This window comes from Vibrio sp. 10N.286.52.F8 (assembly GCF_041468745.1).
Taxonomy (GTDB): Bacteria; Pseudomonadota; Gammaproteobacteria; order Enterobacterales; family Vibrionaceae; genus Vibrio; species Vibrio crassostreae_C.
The window spans coordinates 156,071-174,350 of sequence record NZ_JBFRJF010000003.1; the positions used below are offsets into that span (position 1 = coordinate 156,071).

At 43.5% G+C, this 18,280-nt stretch carries 14 protein-coding genes; 8 read left to right on the plus strand and 6 right to left on the minus strand.

Annotation, left to right across the window (positions count from 1 at the left end):
* Positions 1-80: 80 nt before the first annotated feature.
* The gene (locus AB4133_RS01035) at positions 81-1,277 is read right to left on the minus strand and encodes an acetate kinase (RefSeq protein WP_372223795.1); all 1,197 of its coding nucleotides are present in this window, start codon (positions 1,275-1,277) and stop codon (positions 81-83) included.
* Positions 1,278-1,618: 341 nt separating this feature from the next.
* On the opposite strand from AB4133_RS01035, the gene yfbV reads away from it, so the two are divergent.
* The 3 genes from yfbV to AB4133_RS01050 all read left to right on the plus strand — a co-directional run bounded on the left by yfbV (position 1,619) and on the right by AB4133_RS01050 (position 5,057).
* Positions 1,619-2,071, plus strand: a complete 453-nt coding sequence (gene yfbV, locus AB4133_RS01040) for a terminus macrodomain insulation protein YfbV (RefSeq protein WP_017062168.1) — start codon at positions 1,619-1,621, stop codon at positions 2,069-2,071.
* Positions 2,072-2,373: 302 nt separating this feature from the next.
* Positions 2,374-3,339, plus strand: coding sequence for an ABC transporter substrate-binding protein (locus tag AB4133_RS01045; RefSeq protein ID WP_017062167.1), 966 nt, complete (start codon positions 2,374-2,376; stop codon positions 3,337-3,339).
* 251 nt (positions 3,340-3,590) lie between these two features.
* Positions 3,591-5,057 carry a sensor domain-containing diguanylate cyclase gene (locus tag AB4133_RS01050; protein WP_017062166.1) on the plus strand — a complete coding sequence of 489 codons (1,467 nt, stop codon included), beginning with the start codon at positions 3,591-3,593 and terminating at the stop codon, positions 5,055-5,057.
* Positions 5,058-5,195: 138 nt separating this feature from the next.
* Here the strand turns inward: AB4133_RS01050 and dusC are convergent, their stop codons facing one another.
* Positions 5,196-6,152 (minus strand): tRNA dihydrouridine(16) synthase DusC, encoded by a 957-nt coding sequence (gene dusC / locus AB4133_RS01055; RefSeq protein WP_017069187.1) that lies wholly within the window; start codon positions 6,150-6,152, stop codon positions 5,196-5,198.
* Positions 6,153-6,327: 175 nt separating this feature from the next.
* Here dusC and AB4133_RS01060 point away from each other — a divergent pair, with 175 nt between their 5' ends.
* A complete protein-coding gene (locus AB4133_RS01060; RefSeq protein ID WP_372122663.1) occupies positions 6,328-6,948 on the plus strand; it encodes a YecA family protein in 621 nt (206 codons plus the stop codon).
* A gap of 121 nt (positions 6,949-7,069) precedes the next feature.
* On the opposite strand, the gene dsbB is transcribed toward AB4133_RS01060, so the two are convergent.
* Both dsbB and nhaB read right to left on the minus strand, forming a co-directional pair.
* Complete coding sequence (dsbB, locus tag AB4133_RS01065) at positions 7,070-7,585, minus strand: disulfide bond formation protein DsbB (protein WP_029235613.1); 516 nt, start codon at positions 7,583-7,585, stop codon at positions 7,070-7,072.
* Between the two features lie 146 nt (positions 7,586-7,731).
* A complete protein-coding gene (gene nhaB, locus AB4133_RS01070) occupies positions 7,732-9,324 on the minus strand; it encodes a Na(+)/H(+) antiporter NhaB (protein WP_136973544.1) in 1,593 nt (530 codons plus the stop codon).
* Between the two features lie 640 nt (positions 9,325-9,964).
* Here nhaB and fadR point away from each other — a divergent pair.
* A complete protein-coding gene (gene fadR / locus AB4133_RS01075) occupies positions 9,965-10,804 on the plus strand; it encodes a fatty acid metabolism transcriptional regulator FadR (RefSeq protein ID WP_017062161.1) in 840 nt (279 codons plus the stop codon).
* A 194-nt stretch (positions 10,805-10,998) separates the two neighbouring features.
* Here the strand turns inward: fadR and AB4133_RS01080 are convergent, their stop codons facing one another.
* Both AB4133_RS01080 and metG read right to left on the minus strand, forming a co-directional pair.
* Entirely contained in the window at positions 10,999-11,478 is a 480-nt protein-coding gene (locus tag AB4133_RS01080) for a DUF1456 family protein (RefSeq protein WP_016783812.1), read from the minus strand.
* 221 nt (positions 11,479-11,699) lie between these two features.
* Positions 11,700-13,760, minus strand: a complete 2,061-nt coding sequence (metG, locus tag AB4133_RS01085) for a methionine--tRNA ligase (RefSeq protein WP_017062160.1) — start codon at positions 13,758-13,760, stop codon at positions 11,700-11,702.
* Positions 13,761-13,917: 157 nt separating this feature from the next.
* Between metG and apbC the strand changes: the two genes are divergently transcribed.
* The 3 genes from apbC (at position 13,918) to AB4133_RS01100 (ending at position 18,138) form a co-directional block, all read left to right on the plus strand.
* Entirely contained in the window at positions 13,918-14,994 is a 1,077-nt protein-coding gene (apbC, locus tag AB4133_RS01090; RefSeq protein ID WP_048613198.1) for an iron-sulfur cluster carrier protein ApbC, read from the plus strand.
* A 257-nt stretch (positions 14,995-15,251) separates the two neighbouring features.
* Positions 15,252-15,893, plus strand: coding sequence for a uridine kinase (gene udk / locus AB4133_RS01095; protein ID WP_004734002.1), 642 nt, complete (start codon positions 15,252-15,254; stop codon positions 15,891-15,893).
* A 106-nt stretch (positions 15,894-15,999) separates the two neighbouring features.
* Positions 16,000-18,138 (plus strand): AsmA family protein, encoded by a 2,139-nt coding sequence (locus tag AB4133_RS01100; protein ID WP_102427874.1) that lies wholly within the window; start codon positions 16,000-16,002, stop codon positions 18,136-18,138.
* Positions 18,139-18,280: the final 142 nt, after the last annotated feature.

Genomic DNA, 18,280 nt, shown 5'->3' on the forward strand with positions numbered 1-18,280 from the left:
GGGTAGGAATAGAAGTTGAGCCCCATTTTCTTGATATGAAAAACTGACTAGCTTCGAATGAAGCTAGTCAGGAAAATCAATTAAAGACCTGCTAGTTTCGCAGTGTCTTCAGCAATTACTAGCTCTTCGTTAGTAGAGATAACCATTGCAGGGATACGGCTGTTAGCTGTAGTGATAGTACCTTCGCCGCCGAAACGAGCTTTAAGGTTAGCTTCACCGTCAACTTCGATACCGAAGATGCCTAGGCGGTTAAGAACCATTTCACGGATTGGGCCTGAGTTCTCGCCGATGCCGCCAGTGAAAGTGATTGCGTCTAGACGACCTTCTAGAGTTGCAGTGTAACCAGCTACGTACTTAGCTAGACGGTGACAGAACACGTCCATTGCACGAGTTGCTTCTTCTTTCTCACCGTAGTTGTCTTCAACGAAACGACAGTCAGAAGTCACTTCAGTTAGACCAGCAAGACCAGACTCTTTAGTTAGCATGTTGTTGATTTCTTCAACAGAGTAACCAAGTGCGTCGTGTAGGTGGAAGATGATTGCAGGGTCTAGGTCACCACAACGAGTACCCATTACAAGACCTTCAAGAGGAGTAAGACCCATAGAAGTGTCTACAGATTTACCGTTCTTGATTGCACATACAGAAGCGCCGTTACCTAGGTGACAGTTGATGATGTTAACTTCTTCAACTGGCTTGTTTAGTAGGCCTGCAACTTCACGAGTGATGAATAGGTGAGAAGTACCGTGCATGCCGTAACGACGGATGCCGTGCTCTTTGTACAGCTTGTACGGTAGAGCGTATAGGTAAGACTCAGAAGGCATTGTTTGGTGGAACGCAGTGTCAAAAACAGCAACGTTTTGTAGACCAGGGAAGTTCTGTTGAGCCGCTTCGATACCGATAAGGTGAGCAGGGTTGTGAAGAGGTGCGAAAGTCGCAGCGTCTTGAATACCCTTAAGAACTTCATCAGTGATAAGTGCAGAAGAAGTGAACTGCTCGCCACCGTGTACGATACGGTGACCGATAGCGCCAAGGTTAGCTTTAAGCTCAGGCTTAGAAGCAAGAATAGTTTCTACCATGAAAGATAGTGCTTCTACGTGAGCTGCGCCCGCGCCTAGTTGTGCTTCATGCTTGCCATCAAGTTTCCACTTCATACGAGCTTCTGGAAGACCTAGACACTCAGCAAGACCAGTTAGGTGCTCTGCACCTGTTTCTGCATCAACAACAGCGAATTTAAGAGAAGAACTACCACAGTTTAAAACTAAAACTAGCTTAGACATTAATGACTACCTGTTTATTTTTCTGATCGAAATCAGTTAAGGATGAAAATTAATCTCAAGAATAGTCGAAGCACATAGGCTTGCGTACTAACCTTGGTCAAAAAAACGTTAATTTCCGTATAAAGTGAAAGCGCTCTTTATCAAAAAGAGGCTTGTGCATTCCTTGCAGAAGTCTTCTCAAAGTTGCTTAAATTGTAAATAAGGGCAACAATGAGATTGAGGTCTGCAAATAATAGCGATATTGTGCAAATATAACAAAAAAATTTGAAAGAATATTATTTTTCGTCAAATTTTTGTGTTTTTAGTTGATGATTTCAACTTTTTTTTAATGGGAGACTCATATGAGCAATAGAGTTGGTTTAGCTAGTAGTTTAAAAGATGGCCAAAAGTACATGGATCTCTGGCCCGTCCGAAAAGAGTTAAACGCTATTTTCCCTGAGCAACGCATTATTAAAGCGACCCGTTTTGGCGTGAAAGTGATGCCTGCGATTGCCGCTATCAGTGTTCTTACACAAATGGTCTTTAATAATTACCAAGCGATGCCACAGGCTGTGGTTATGGCTTTGTTTGCGATCAGCTTGCCGCTACAAGGTATGTGGTGGTTGGGCAATCGCTCAAATACACAACTTCCGCCGGCGCTAGTATCGTGGTACCGCGAACTGCATGAAAAGATCACTGAAACGGGTTTTGCGTTAGAGCCTATGAAGCCGCGCCCTCGCTATAAAGAATTGGCAATCATTTTAAATCGTGCCTTTCGTCAGTTAGATAAATCCTCAATGGAGCGTTGGTTCTAAAGAATCCCAGCTCTCCCTCTTGTCTGAGAACAACTATTCATCTTCTATAGCTTGTTCTCAGATTTGCTCCTCTTTTTGTTACCTCGCTTACTTTCCGTTTAGCTTACCTGTCCTTATTCACTTGGTTTCTTACTTTCCTCCGAAGTCAATATAACCTTTCTCACATAACTCGAGCCTTGTTGCATTTTTGTTAAATATCACTTCAAGTTATCAATGGTTACTGGTAATAATGTCAATAGTGATTTTGATGTTGTTCTCTTTGAGCGAGTAATGACGGGTAGAGCTTGATTCAGGGAGCGATAATGAGTTCTGTAAGAAAGGTATTGGCAGCGGTTTTAAGTTGCTTGATGTTGCTATGGACTGGCAATGCAATGGCAAACGTTGCCAAAGTGTCGGTTTCACAAGTTGTTGACCATCCAGATCTGAATGCGACACGTTTAGGGCTTCTTGAAGGATTGAGAGCCAATGGTTATGAACCCGGTAAGAACTTAGAATTCTCCTATGAAATGGCGAATGGTAACCCGGCTCAGGCAGCCAAGATTGCCAGAGAGCTCGTCAGTGAAAATCCACATGTACTTGTTGGTATCGCGACACCGACTTCACAAGCCTTAGTGTCGGCGACTCGCTCGATTCCTATCGTGTTTACAGCGGTTACGGATCCTATCGGCGCTAGGCTCGTTAAACAATTAGAAAAGCCGGGGCGTAATGTCACGGGGCTTTCTGACTTATCTCCGATCACTCAGCATGTGTCATTAATCAAAGAACTGCTCCCTGAAGCTAATTCAATCGGTGTAGTTTACAACCCAGCAGAAGCAAATGCCGTTGCGTTAGTTGGGTTATTGAGAAAGGCAACTCGAGATTTCGGTTATACACTTCACACCGAAAAAGCGCTGACTGTTGACGATGTCGAAGCAAAAGCAGAATCCATTGCTAAGAAGTCCGATGTTATCTATGCCTTGACCGATAATACGGTTGCAAGCGGCATGGAGGGTCTTATCAAAGCGGCTAACCATGCAGATACGCCAGTCGTCGCAGGCGCCACATCTTATGTCGGAAAGGGAGCGATTGCTGGTTTAGGTCTAGATTATTATGATGTTGGGGTTCAGACCGCGGATTATGTCGCAGCCATTCTGGAAGGACAGAAGCCCGGGAAGTTGAGTGTCAAAACTGCGCAGAGTTCTCAGCTGGTGGTCAACCTAGATGCTGCTCGTGAGCTTGGCGTGACAGTGCCTCAATCTGTGATTGAGCGTGCGGTCATTAGCCGGTGAATTGAGTTTGGTGTTAGGTGAGCTAATAGGCCATAAGTCATATTATTAACAGCATTGAAATGGGCTCAGATAACAAACTCACCTGCTCTATATGTTGGCGCTTCTCTATTTTATTCATTTGTAAGCGGTTATTTGACCGTTAGGTGTGTCGTTAATATCAATTTACATTATTTTACGTCGAGCGAATTGCCGATTAATGTAATAATATTAATGGGGAAAATGAAAATAGCTGAACGCTAAGAGCACATTATATGAAAGTAAATAGGCACTTTAGCCTAACCTTTGTTTTCGGGTTTCCCGCTGTGATCGCCGCGATGTTACTTGGCCTAATAGGAAAGAATCATTTTGATTTGGTGAAGAAAGACATTGGCAGTGAATTCCAGCGTATTGAAGAGGTGTTCAAACGAACCACAAAGGTGGTGACAGCCTTAGACTACAGCTTCTCCAACTACTACAAATCAGGAAGCCCTCTCTTTCTTGAGCACAACAAACAAGTTGTGGATGGTCTTTGCCAAATTTGGCCTATTGATGTATTGCTACTTGCCGACGGTAAAACCTCAGACATTCCCTCTGTCGATATCGACTATATGCTAATCGGTCAAGAGTCTCTTTGTTCTGAAAGCAGTGATAGTTATAAGAGCGCGTCAGAAAAAATAGCGTTAGCTCCTATTCTTTCATTTTTATCCCAGCTTGATGAATACCATGCCGGCGTGCACTTTATTGATACGAGCGGCTATGTGATCTCTTCACCTGAAGGTTTTGCCAAAGGGCTGAGCAAAGAGTTACTCTCGACCATAAAGAGTCGTCCTTATTGGCAGAAAACAGCCAACAACCCTGACCAACTTACCCTTTCAGGCCCTGGTTATCGTTTTGATTCCCTTGACCGTATAATCAGTATGACGATCCCTGTATTCCATAAAGGCGTTCACCAAGGGATGCTGTCGGTGGATATTAATGCTGACAAGCTGCTCGCAAACTCGAATGAGCATCTTGCAGGTCGGATCGATATCATTGATACCACTTTAGCGACTCCGGTAGATTCTGCGGCTTTTTATCACGAGATCAAACTGGATGGTGTCTCGTCTCACCATGCGATGTATTACAAATTAGACATCGCGAAAGAGGTTGAGCACTTTTTCGTCTACGAGAAAGACAGCCTTATTGTTGCCATCATTGTGTATCTGTTCTCAGTAACCATCTTCTTCTACGTCAATTCCAATATTGAACGTGGTTACTTCAAAGATCTCGCAGCCAAAGACCCTATGACAGGGTTATTGAATCGTCGTGGCTTAGAAGCGTTCTGGCGCAGTGTAGAGCACGATCAACTGTTTGCATTAACCGTCTTCGATATTGATGATTTTAAGTCAATTAACGACACCTACGGCCACGATAAGGGGGATGATGTGATTCGTTATATGTCGCGTCAGATCAGCAACAGTATTCGAAGCAGTGACGTTGCAGCACGGTTTGGCGGTGAAGAGTTTGTCGTTTATATGAAAGGCGAAGATCGTGAAACTTTGATGAGAACATTAGAGCGAGTGAAGAATGCGATTTGTTCCACTTCAGCCGACATTATTCCAAATGGATTTACGGTGTCTGGCGGTGTCTGCATTGTTGAAACTGAGCAAAGTAAACTTAACTTCGATGAGATATTTAAGTACGCCGATGAAAAGCTGTACGTGGCTAAGACGACGGGCAAAGACCGTCTTAAATTTTAACCACGTTATTGAATCGATGCTTTGTATGAAAATGAGAATGAAAATGAAAGAGGGAAGAGCGAACGTGTCTACCAAGCAAAGCTTATTTGCACCGGTAAACACGTTTGTAGCGTTGGGTATTTAACCCTAAACATAATCTTAAACAGGTTGGCGGCGTTCTTCTTGATAACGCTGAAGGCGTTCTACAATCGGTGGCGCCTTTTTGAAAGTACGAATTTCTTTAAACAGTTCGTTCGCTTCAGGGTAGCCTTTACTTAGATAAACAAACCACTGCTTCACTCTATTGGGGTAGTACATGCCTTTGTCCCCTTTAATTTGAAACTCTGAATAGCGCAGCAAAAGTTCAATGACTTTATCCCACGGCATTTTCTGGTGGTTGTGCTTAACGACGTTACCAAGGTTTGGAATATTGAAAGCACCACGGCAGACCATTAATGAATCGACGCCTGTTGCTTCTATGCAATCTTGACCATCTTGATAGTTCCAGATCTCCCCATTAGCAATCAACGGCAGAGATGTTTTTTCTCTTATTTGATTGATGAAGTCCCATTTGATTTCGCTGGCTTTATAGCCGCCAACTTTGGTTCTTGCATGCACGGTGAGTTCGTCAGCTTTGGCTTGTTCGATGGCATCGACGATTTCAAAGCACTCTTCCGGATGCTCCCAACCTAATCGAATCTTTGCGGACACAGGAATGTGTGCCGGTACCGCTTCTCGACAGGCGTTCACCACTTGATAGATGAGCTCTGGCTCTTTTAGCAATGAAGCGCCACCATTACTTTTGTTGACCGCTTTTGCTGGGCAACCAAAATTAAGATCGATCCCTTTCGCGCCTAAGCTAGCAGCTTGAAAAGCATTCTCGGCCATCCAATTTGGGTGTTGCCCTAGAAGTTGCAGATGGATTGGCACACCAGCCATGGTCTGAGAGCCTTGATGTAGCTCAGGGCAAATACGGTGGAACACATGCGGGGGAAGAAGTTGATCTACGACGCGCACAAACTCTGTCACACAGAGATCGTAATCATTAATCTCTGTGAGAATTTCACGCATTAGGTGGTCTAGAACGCCCTCCATAGGGCCAAGTATTACGCGCATGTTGCTTTACCAAAACTGAATGAACCGAAAAATTCGAGGCGTGATTGTACGGTGTGCTTACAGAATTGTCACTATGAGTGTGGTGCATGTCTTAATGATGGTTTCGTCTCTTAATAGCGACATCTTTGGGAGGATGGCGTTATAATATCGAAAATGCCCAATATCCAGAGCTTTCATGACATATCAATTATTAAGCCTACCAGAATCAATCACTGACATTACTCCGCAGTTTATGGAAGGTGCAATCCTTGCCTCTAACTTAGCGACCAAACCACTCGATCCAGAAGAGTGGCTGGTTATCGTTGCGCCTGAAGCGGGTAAAGAGCTGGTAACAACGGTGACAGAACAGATTAATCGCCAGCACAACCTGATTCAGCGTAATGAATACCTATTAACAGAAGTACTGGCTGAAGGTGACTTTAACGAACAGTTCGCTGATTTTTCTGAAGGCTTCATGATGGTTTGGCCAACAGTGGAAGAGCAGTGGCAGAGCGTGACAGTCGCGGATGGTACTCTGCGCATGTTGCAAGCGCTCTTAACCACCTTGATGCTTGCGATTGATGAAGAGCAAACTCAACAACAAATGATCGCTGCAGGGCTTACTAACCCACCATCGCTTGCCGATTTAGTGGGTCAAGTCGATCTGATGATCTCAGAAGTGGCAATGGCAGCGGATGAAGCTATGTTGGGCAATAAGTCCCAGAGCGTGAACCCGTTTAAAGATATTGGTCGAAACGACCTTTGCCCTTGTGAAAGCGGCAAGAAGTTTAAACAATGCTGCGGTAAAAGCAGCTAATCACGGCTTGTTGAGCAACTTAGTTTGTGTGAATAACAGACTCTCTTAATATGTTCAAAAGCTTAAGTAATAAAAAAGTCGACCTCGTGGTCGACTTTTTTGTTGTCCAAGTGTCAACGGCTTACTGCAAGTCCTTTTTCGACTTCACAAATTGAGAAATAACCACAATACCGAAAGCAACCAAGTTACCTGCAAAGATAATTACTAGCCACTGAGGCATAGAAAGATCGAAGAACTGCCACACAACCTTGCTGCAATCGCCGTAAGCCTCAAACATCCACGGAGCCCATTGGTTTAAAGGCGCCCAGCTAGGGAAGGTTACGAATAAGTCGCAGGTTGCGAAAGGGGACGGATTGAACTGGTAATCGACGTGCTCTAAAGCAAGCATCAAACCTTTGTATGCGCCAAATCCCCAGCTAGCAAGGCCTAACCAGCGTGATATTGGGTTATTCGGGGCAATCGCACCAATCATGGCGGCAACACCGATAGCGAGCATAGCAACGCGCTCATAGATACACATCACGCAAGGACCAAGCATCATCACGTGTTGGAAGAAGAGAGCGCACGCTTCAAAAAAGACAATAAAAGCCAGCAGTAAAAGCCAAGATAAACGTCCCTTAGAGAAGTCTTTGATCATTGCTAAAAAGTTCACGAATTGAATCCTGTCTATAAAATAAAAAAGCCCTGATTACTCAGAGCTTTTTATCTTGGATAAGTTTCCTAATCAACTAATATTTTTGATTAGTTAGATACACTTATTGTGTTTCGCAACACAAAATCGGATTAGTGACCACCAGAGATAACTGGAGCGACAACCTCACCAGTACGCTGAATGATCCAACCTGCATCGTAGAACCAAGCGGTCATCGGCTCAACAAAGAACACGATACCAGCAAGGCCAACCAGTGCCAATACGATGGTGTATGGCAACGCCATGATAACCATGCGACCGTAAGACAATCTAATTAACGGAGCAAGTGCTGATGTTAATAGGAATAGGAATGCAGCCTGGCCGTTTGGCGTTGCAACAGAAGGTAGGTTAGTACCAGTGTTGATAGCAACAGCAAGTAGGTCGAACTGATCACGAGTGATGATGCCTTCAACCAGTGCAGTTTTCACTTCGTTAATGTAAACCGTACCGACGAACACGTTATCTGAAACCATCGATAAAATACCGTTGGCAATATAGAAGAGTGCGAGCTGTGCGCCTTTATCTTCAACGTGAAGTACTGCATCGATGACTGGCTTAAATAGAGCTTGGTCGATGATCACAGCAACAACAGCGAAGAAAACGGCAAGAAGTGCAGTAAATGGCAGCGCTTCTTCAAAGGCTTTACCCATAGAGTGTTCTTCAATAACACCCGTAAATGCTGTAGCTAAGATGATCACAGACAGGCCAATCAAACCTACTTCAGCAACGTGAAGTGCAAGGCCGACGATAAGCCAAACTGCGATTGCACTTTGAACCCATAGTTTTGCTACGTCTTGCTTTGTGCGGTTTGCACGTTCTTTGTTGTCAAACTCAACTAAGATTTGGCGAACATTCATTGGTAGTTGAGCACCGTAACCAAACACTTTGAATTTCTCGACAAGTGCACAAGTTAAAATACCGCAGAAGAAAACAGGTAGTGTTACTGGCAGCATACGGATGATAAATTCACCGAACTCCCAACCTGCTTGCTTAGCAATTACCAAGTTTTGTGGTTCTCCTACCATGGTCATTACACCACCCAGTGCTGTACCCACACCAGCGTGCATTAGCAGTGAACGTAGGAAAGCACGGTAGTTTTCTAGGTCATCACGAGTTAGCTCTGAGATCTCTTCATCATGAGTATGATCGTGCGAAGACGTTGTGCCCTTGCCTGATGCAACCTTGTGGTAGATAGAGTAGAAGCCGACCGCAACGCTAATAACTACGGCGATTACTGTTAGTGCATCTAGGAATGCTGATAAGAAAGCGGCAGCAACACAGAAGGCAACGGAGAGTAAAATTTTAGATTGGATGCCAAGCAAGATCTTCGTGAAAATGAACAAAAGCAGTTCTTTCATGAAGTAAATGCCAGCAACCATGAATACGAGCAAGAGTAATACAGGAAGGTTTGCTTGCAGCTCGTGATAAACCATTTCTGGTTTGGTCATGCCAATGGCGACTGCTTGAATAGCTAATAGACCACCCGGTTGAAGTGGGTAGCATTTGAGAGCCATAGCTAGAGTGAAAATAAACTCAACCACCAATAGCCAGCCCGCAACAAATGGGTCAACTAGGAAGAAAACAAACGGGTTGATGATTAAAAAGGAAATGATGGCAAGTTTATACCAATCAGGAGCTTTACCAAGGAAGTTCTTGATAAAAGCGTTTCCGAGAGACATCGGCATGTTAATACTCTTTTATGTTGATTATGAATAGACAAGCAATACAACATTTTGAGAATCGAGCTATAGAAATTGTTAAAAACTATAACTAACAGTGACTTAGAAAAACTACATTCCATGTAATGTTCTGTGGTCTTGCCAAGTCACTCCCTTAGAAACTCAAGCACTGCTTATTTTTGAGCGCAACTTTACTCTTAGATAACATTTAGTCAACAGGAAAAGCCCTGTAGCCCTAAAAATACCTCTTTTTTGTTGAGAAACGCGATCAAAGTAGCGCAAGCATACCACTTAAAATGTGATAAAAACCGACTAGAATCAATATTTCAGCGAAATGATTGAAAATTACAGAATAACGACGGCTTATATATGATTATTACAACTTAATATTGCAAATTAATAGCTTTAAAAATATGACCAATCCCATTGATTTTAAAGAAAAATTGTTGTGTTAACGGTTTGTTTAAATGGTGGTTTAGAGTCGCTTGCTTTACAAACCTGAGGTGCAAACGTGTGCTGAACTTTAGAGTTATAACTCTAACGGTGTTTAGGGTGAGTAAAATTTTTGAGGGTGTTTCCGCTAGGTGTGAACTAGTGGTATGATGAGTAAATTAGAACAGAATAATTAAATTGGATTGAAGTGTAGATGGTCATTAAGGCGAAGAGCCCGGCAGGATTTGCAGAGAAGTATATCATTGAAAGTATTTGGAATGGCCGTTTCCCTCCAGGTTCTATCTTGCCCGCAGAGCGTGAGCTTTCTGAGCTGATTGGTGTTACACGTACTACGCTTCGTGAAGTACTACAACGTCTTGCTCGTGATGGTTGGTTGACAATCCAACATGGCAAACCAACTAAAGTTAACCAGTTTATGGAAACCTCAGGTCTTCATATCCTTGATACGCTAATGACGTTGGACGTTGATAACGCAAGCAAAATGGTAGAAGACCTGCTTGCTGCTCGTACTAATATTAGCCCGATCTTTATGCGTTATGCATTCAAAGCAAACAAAGAAGCTTCAGAGCGTACTATCAGTAACGTGATTGAATCTTGTGAAGCGCTACTTGCGGCACCAACTTGGGATGAGTTCCTAGAATCGTCGCCATACGCTGACAAGATCAAACAAGCGGTAAAAGAAGATTCAGAAAAAGATGAAGCGAAACGTCAGACGATCTTAATCGCGAAGACTTTCAACTTCTATGATTACATGCTTTTCCAACGTTTGGCATTCCACTCAGGCAACCAGATTTACGGCCTGATCTTTAACGGTGTGCGTAAACTTTATGACCGTATCGGTAGCTACTACTTCTCTAACCCAGAAGCACGACGTTTAGCGATGGACTTTTATAAAGAGTTGTTCATTATCTGTGAAAGTGGCGAGCGCGAAACTTTGCCATTAGTGATTCGTAACTACGGTATCGCAAGTGCACAAGTTTGGAATGAAATGAAAACGACATTGCCGACGAACTTCACTGAAGACGACAGCTAAGCCATAGGTTTACTATTGTTGTTCCTGTTTAGTCAGTGACGTAAAGAAAACGAAAAAGCGGCGAGATAATTCAATTATCTCGCCGCTTTTTATTTATCTGTCGTTACTAGAAAATTATCAGTGGGTCAGTTACTTACCTATGACGAGTAATTTATCTATGTGTAGCAACTTAAAATTTATCTAGGAGTAGTAACTTAACCCGTAAACTCTTCTGAGTCTGGACGGTTGGTAAATTGCACACCGTTTAGAAAATCGCAAAGTAGTTGGTCTTCACACACTTTGTAGTTTTTGTTTTCTGGCTTGCGGAAGTAAGCGCCGATTTCGTACTTGCTCAAGCTAATGCCAACCACTTCTAGTACGTCCAAAACATCTTCTGCTTTCATGTTTAATGCGATACGAAGCTTCATGAAGATCATGTTGTTCGTCAGTGCAACTTCAGGTTTAGGTTGCTCGCCTTCTTTTTTGCCACGCTTAAGGTTGATGAAACCATTTAGGAATACCGCTAACTCTTTATCTTTCATCTTAGAGCATGACTTGTCGTTGTCATCTTTTAGCCAGTTAATCACTTGGTCATGAGCAACAGTCACATCAGCTTGTTCGATAGCTTTGATGATTTGTGCATTTTTAAGGTTTAGTGCGTGTTGAATACGACGCAAGATTTCGTTGTTAGTCACTGGGGATTCCTAAAAAGGGTTTTAGAGTAAAGAGGTGTTGGTTTAGCCTATTTTTGTCGACGAACCAATTTCTACTCTACATAGCATAGTTGACGGCGACTCTAACAGAGAACGCTAATTTTCGGTAGATATAAAAAATCCCCAATGCTGATTAACTCTTTCAAGTCAAAAATGCATTAGGGATTTAGTGATGGGTGCTTGTTATCTGACTGGAGTCAGAATTACATTACACGCATACCAGGTTGAGCACCTTCGTGTGGCTCAAGGATCCATAGGTCGCTGCCGCCAGGGCCCGCTGCTAGGATCATGCCTTCAGACATACCAAACTTCATCTTACGAGGTTTTAGGTTTGCTACCATTACAGTTAGCTTGCCTTCTAGCTCTTCAGGTTTGTATGCTGATTTGATACCAGAGAATACTTGGCGAGTCTCACCACCGATGTCTAGTTGGAACTTCAGTAGTTTGTTCGCTTTTGGTACTTCTTCACAAGAGATGATACGAGCGATACGCATGTCTACTGCTGCAAAGGCATCGAACTCAATCTCGTCTGCGATTGGCTCTTTGTCTAGCTCAGTTTGGCTTGCTTGCTCTTTTTCAGCTTCTGCTTTTTCTTTCGCTGCTGCTTCAGCGGCTGCATCTTCTTTAGAAGACTCAACCATTGCTTCCACTTTCTTAGGGTCAATGCGGTTGAATAGCGCTTTGAACTTAGTGATCTCGTGATCAGTTAGCGGAGTAGCAATCGCTTCCCACGTTAGCTCTTCGTTTAGGAAAGCTTCAGTGCGAGCTGCAAGCTCTGGCATCACTGGTTTCAGGTAAGCCATCAGTACGCGGAATAGGTTAATACCTACAGAAGAAACTTGTTGAAGCTCAGCTTCTTTGCCTTCTTCTTTTGCAAGAACCCAAGGTGCTTTTTCGTCGATGTACTGGTTAGCTTTATCCGCTAGTGCAGTGATTTCACGGATAGCACGGCTGAATTCACGAGTTTCGTATAGCTCACCGATACGCTCAGCAGCAGCAACGAATTCGTTGTATAGCTCAGGCTCTGCAAATTCAGCAGCTAGCTTGCCTTCAAAACGCTTAGTAATGAAGCCAGCGTTACGAGAAGCTAGGTTAACAATCTTGTTTACTACGTCAGCGTTTACACGTTGAGTGAAGTCTTCAAGGTTAAGATCTAAGTCATCGATGCGGCTGTTTAGTTTCGCAGCGTAGTAGTAACGTAGACACTCAGGGTCTAGGTGGTTTAGGTACGTGCTTGCTTTGATGAATGTGCCTTTCGACTTAGACATCTTCGCACCGTTCACTGTTACGTAGCCGTGTACGAATACGTTGTTTGGCTTACGGAAACCTGCGCCGTCTAGCATTGCTGGCCAGAATAGGCTGTGGAAGTAAACAATGTCTTTACCGATGAAGTGGTAAAGCTCAGTTGTGCTGTCTTTCTTCCAGTATTCATCGAAGTTTAGATCGTCACGTTTGTCACATAGGTTCTTGAAAGAAGCCATGTAGCCAACAGGTGCGTCTAGCCATACGTAGAAGAACTTGTCTTTTTCGCCTGGGATTTCAAAGCCGAAGTAAGGTGCATCACGTGAGATATCCCACTGTTGCAGACCAGACTCAAACCATTCCTGCATTTTGTTTGCAGTTTCATTCTGTAGAGAGCCAGAACGAGTCCACTCTTTAAGCATGCTTTCGAACTGAGGTAGGTCGAAGAAGAAGTGCTCAGAGTCTTTCATTACTGGAGTTGCGCCAGAAACCGCTGATTTAGGGTTAATTAGCTCAGTTGGGCTGTATGTCTCACCACAGTTATCACAGTTATCACCATACTGGTCTTCTGACTTACACTTAGGGCAAGTACCTTTTACGAAGCGGTCTGGTAGGAACATCTCTTTCTCAGGATCGAAAAGCTGAGAAATAGTGCGGCTAGAAATGAAGCCGTTCTTTTTAAGTTCTAAGTAGATGTGAGAAGCCAGTTCACGGTTCTCTTCGCTGTGTGTGCTGTGGTAGTTATCAAAGCTGATATCAAAGCCAGCGAAGTCTTTTTGGTGCTCTTCACTAACAGCAGCGATCATCTCTTCTGGCGTGATACCCATCTGTTGAGCTTTAAGCATAATTGGCGTGCCGTGAGCATCGTCAGCACAGATGAAGTTTACAGTGTTGCCACGTAGACGCTGGTATCGAACCCAGATATCAGCTTGGATATGCTCAAGCATATGGCCAAGGTGAATAGAGCCGTTAGCGTACGGAAGCGCACAAGTTACCAAAAGTTGTCTTGGATCAGTTGCCATACTTAATAATTCGCTTTTTTGATAGGTATAAATTTGAGAGGTAATACTACTTTATAACGTGTGATACGCCAAGGTATCAGACTAAGGATTCCCCTAGTTTTTTAGGGGTTCAGTCTTCATCTCGTGGGTGATAGCATAAATAAAAAAAGGAGTCCCAATGCGTAACTTTACTTCTAAGCAAGATTTCTGTTCATGGTTGAATGAGTTCGAGTCACCAATCCTCATCCCAGAGTGGGCGCTACACCAAAATATTGTATCGGTTGATCCGCGTGGATCATTTGTTATCACCTTACCTTTTGCCGCTAATCAGCTTGCGGTTGAATTGGAACAGTGGATTCACTCTCAGATTGAACAACAGCTTGTTAGCGCTTTTCAGTTTGAAGTGAAGGTGAAGCCGTCTGCGTTAGAAACCACGGTTGCGACACCATTGAAGGGGGTGAAGAACATCATCGCCGTGACATCTGCAAAGGGTGGGGTGGGTAAATCGACCACTTCAGTCAACCTTGCTTTGGCTTTATCTAAGTCTGGTTCAAAAGTGGGTTTGTTGGATGCGGATATCTATGGTCCTTCTGTACCTATGATGCTTGGCCAATTAGATGCGAAACCAGAAGTCCAGAATAACAAGTGGATGATGCCAATCGAAGCGCACGGTATTTTCACTCACTCTATCGGTTATCTTGTGTCGAAAGATGACGCTGCGATTTGGCGCGGTCCAATGGCGGCCAAGGCTTTAGGTCAGCTTGTTAACGAAACCGTATGGCCAGAGTTGGATTATCTAGTTATTGATATGCCACCGGGCACGGGCGATATTCAGCTGACGTTATCGCAACAGATCCCAGTGACCGGGGCTGTAGTGGTGACCACTCCTCAAGATTTGGCGCTAGCGGATGCACGTAAAGGCGTAGCGATGTTTGATAAGGTGAGTGTGCCAGTCGCAGGCTTAGTTGAAAACATGAGCTATCATATTTGTAGTCACTGTGGTGAGAAAGAGCATATCTTTGGTGCTGGTGGTGCCGAAGCTATGTCAGAAGAGTTTTACCTCGATATTTTGGCACAGATCCCTCTTCATATTGATGTGCGAGAAGATATCGATGCAGGTTGCCCGACGGTGATTCGTCGTCCAGATAGTGAACATACACGTCACTACTTAGAGCTTGCAGAGAATGTGGCTGCGAAGATGTTCTGGACCGGCAAGGCGAGACCAGAAGCGATTAACTTTTCTTTGGTTGAATAGCGAAAGATAATCAAAAAGTTGTGTTAATCATGTTGGATTAGATAAATAGCGGTTGGATTTAGGCTGATAGCCATTGGGGTTGTGCAAATAGTTGTAGGCAAGTTATTTGAAAGCAAACGATTGCATTCATTAAATGCATTGATATCATCAATTTGACTGCAATTAGCTAAAATGGCGACTAGAATCTATGTGCTTTAGCCCCTATAATCAGGCGGTTTATCTCTTCCCACCACCAAACCATATCGGGTGCAAAATTAATGTCTGATAATAATCAATGTGTCATCGTAGGTATCGCTGGCGCTTCAGCTTCAGGAAAAAGTCTGATTGCTAGTACAATTTATAATGAATTGCGCGAAAAAGTAGGCGACCATCAAATTGGTGTTATCACGGAAGATTGCTATTACAGCGACCAAAGCCACTTGAGTATGGAAGAGCGTGTTAAAACTAACTACGATCACCCAAATGCACTAGATCATGATCTTTTATGTGAACATCTACAGCAGCTAATGAGTGGCAACGCCGTAGAAGTTCCTGAATACAGCTACACAGAGCACACACGTACTTCTGAAACGACTACACTTACTCCAAAGAAAGTGATCATTTTAGAGGGTATTCTGCTTCTAACAGACCCGCGTCTTCGTAAACTAATGCACGCAAGTGTGTTTATGGATACACCATTAGACATCTGTCTATTACGCCGTGTTAAGCGTGATGTAGAAGAGCGTGGTCGTACAATGGACACTGTACTTAAGCAATACCAAGAAACAGTACGTCCAATGTTCATGCAGTTTATCGAGCCTTCAAAACAACATGCAGACATCATCGTTCCTCGTGGTGGTAAAAACCGTATTGCGATTGATGTGCTAAAAGCGCACATTGCGAAGTTGTTGAAGTCTTAATCGAATAAAATTTTGCCTAAGTGACTCACTTGGCTTTATTTTTTACCGAATCAGTGGCACTTTTATAGTGCCACTTTCTTTTGGAATCTAAGCAAGGAATATGCGGATGAAGAAACTACTCATTTTCATAGCTGTACCAGTGTTTGTTGTCGTTGCAGCAATTCTGGCACTAGTGCTGTTAGTGAATCCCAACCAATTTAAGCCATTAATTGTCGAACAAGCCCAAAAACACACAGGCCTAGAGCTAGTGATCGAGGGTGATATCAGCTGGCAATTCTTCCCATCCATTGGCTTTGAACTTGGTCAAACTGAATTACGCAACCCTGAAGGTTTTACGCAACCTAACCTATTTAAGGTTGATACCGTTGGCGTTGACGTTTCGGTTACTCCGCTATTTAGCAACCAACTAGAGATCGGCAACATTACTCTAGATGGTGCAGAATTCTATTTAGAAACGCTTAAAGATGGTCGCAAGAACATTGATGCACTAACGCAAGCGTCAGCGCCTCAAGAATCTGAGCCTGCAGCAGGCACAAGTTCTGAATCAGCGCCTGCCCCTCAAGAGCAAACTACCACAGACGCATCGGGTTGGACGATCAACCTTGCAGGCGTAACTGTATCAAACGCATTGTTTGAAATGGACGACAAGCAAGCGGGTTCATTCACTAAGCTATACGATGTGTCTTTGAATCTTTCTGAGTTTGCCGTTGATACATGGACAACCGCGACATTTGCGGCTTCTGGTGAGAACAATCAACAGAAGTTCTCTGCACAAGGCAGTGCAGAATTCAAATTAGCTGAAGGCTTTGCAAGTTACGCACTTCGTAATATCGACTTAAACGCTAAGTTCAATGATCCAGCGACGTCGATTGAGTCAGCAAAAATTGGCTTGAATACGTTTGAGTTCGATAAGGTAAACCAACTGACTTACGCTGTAATCGGTAATGCAGCTGGCCTTGACCTTGATCTTAAAGGTGGCGGTGAACTTACTGTTGATAGCGCGATTTCAAAAGTAACGCTGAACAAGTTAACGTTAGACTCAACATTCAAAGGCGACACGCTTCCTCAGTCTCCAATGAAAGTCGACATGCTGTCTGACTTAAGCTTCGATCTTAACAAGAGCCACCTGAGCTTTGTGTTAGAGAAGCTACAAGCTAACGCTATTGCATTAGACGGTAAAGCAGACGTAATCCTATCTGAAATACCAAAGGTTCGTTTCTCTCTTCATAGCCCGAATATTGATTTAGATGAATTCTTAGGCTTAGGCAATACAACAGAAACAGCGAGCACAGCGCCTTCTGGTTCTGCTGGTGGTTCAACGTCAAGTTCTGGTAGTTCAGATCCAGCTAAAGAAGTGGAACCTGATCTGTCGGCTCTGAAAACGTTAGACGTGAAAGGTGACATCACGATTGATAAGTTCAAGGCGAACAACGCGAAGATGCAGAATGTTAAAACCGCATTTTCGGTTAACCGTGGTATCGCAGAGCTAACCTCATTCACCTCGAATCTTTACCAAGGTTCTATTTCTGCTACTGCAAAGTTAGACGCTCGTAAAACACCAGCGACTTACACGGCTAAGAAGAAAATCAAAGGCGTGAAAGTACAACCGTTACTGGTTGATGTTGCAGATAACGATATGCTGGAAGGTACCGGTAATATTGATGTCAACGTGAAAGGTAAGAGTCTAACTCCGACGGGTATCAAGAAAAACCTAGTCGGTACTATCGCGATTAACTTTGAAGATGGTGCAGTTAACGGCATCAACGTAGCTCAACTGATTCGAGAAAACTACGCTAAGATCAAGGGCGAGAAAGTTGAAAGCACAAATGAAGCTCAAAAAACGGACTTCAGTGCAATGAAAGCGACGCTGAAAGTGGATAAAGGTTGGGTTTCAACTAACGACTTATCAGCACAGTCGCCACTGTTACGTGTGACAGGTCAAGGTAAAGCAAACTTCATCAATGAAACGGTCGACTTCCTTGTGCGTACATCAATTGTGGGTTCACTTGAAGGTCAGGGCGGTAAGAGCATCGACGACCTGAAAGATGTGACTATCCCAATTAAGGTAACAGGTCAGTGGGCAGCCCCGAAATTTGCACTTGTTTTTGATGATGTATTGAAACAGAAAGCACAGAAAGAAATTGATCGTGGTTTAGAAAAGTTAGACGAAAAGTACGGTGACAAGATCAAAGATGAGAAAACAAGAGACGCAGTAAACGGTCTACTAAAAGGTTTGTTTAACTAGTCTTCATCTCATTTAAAAATGAACAAAGCGCCACTCCTGTTGTAGGAATGGCGCTTTTTATTTTTGGCTCGATAATACTCAAGAGAGATTCCCTATGACACTCGTCCCTCGCTCTAGGGAATGACGATAGGCCGTCGTCCTT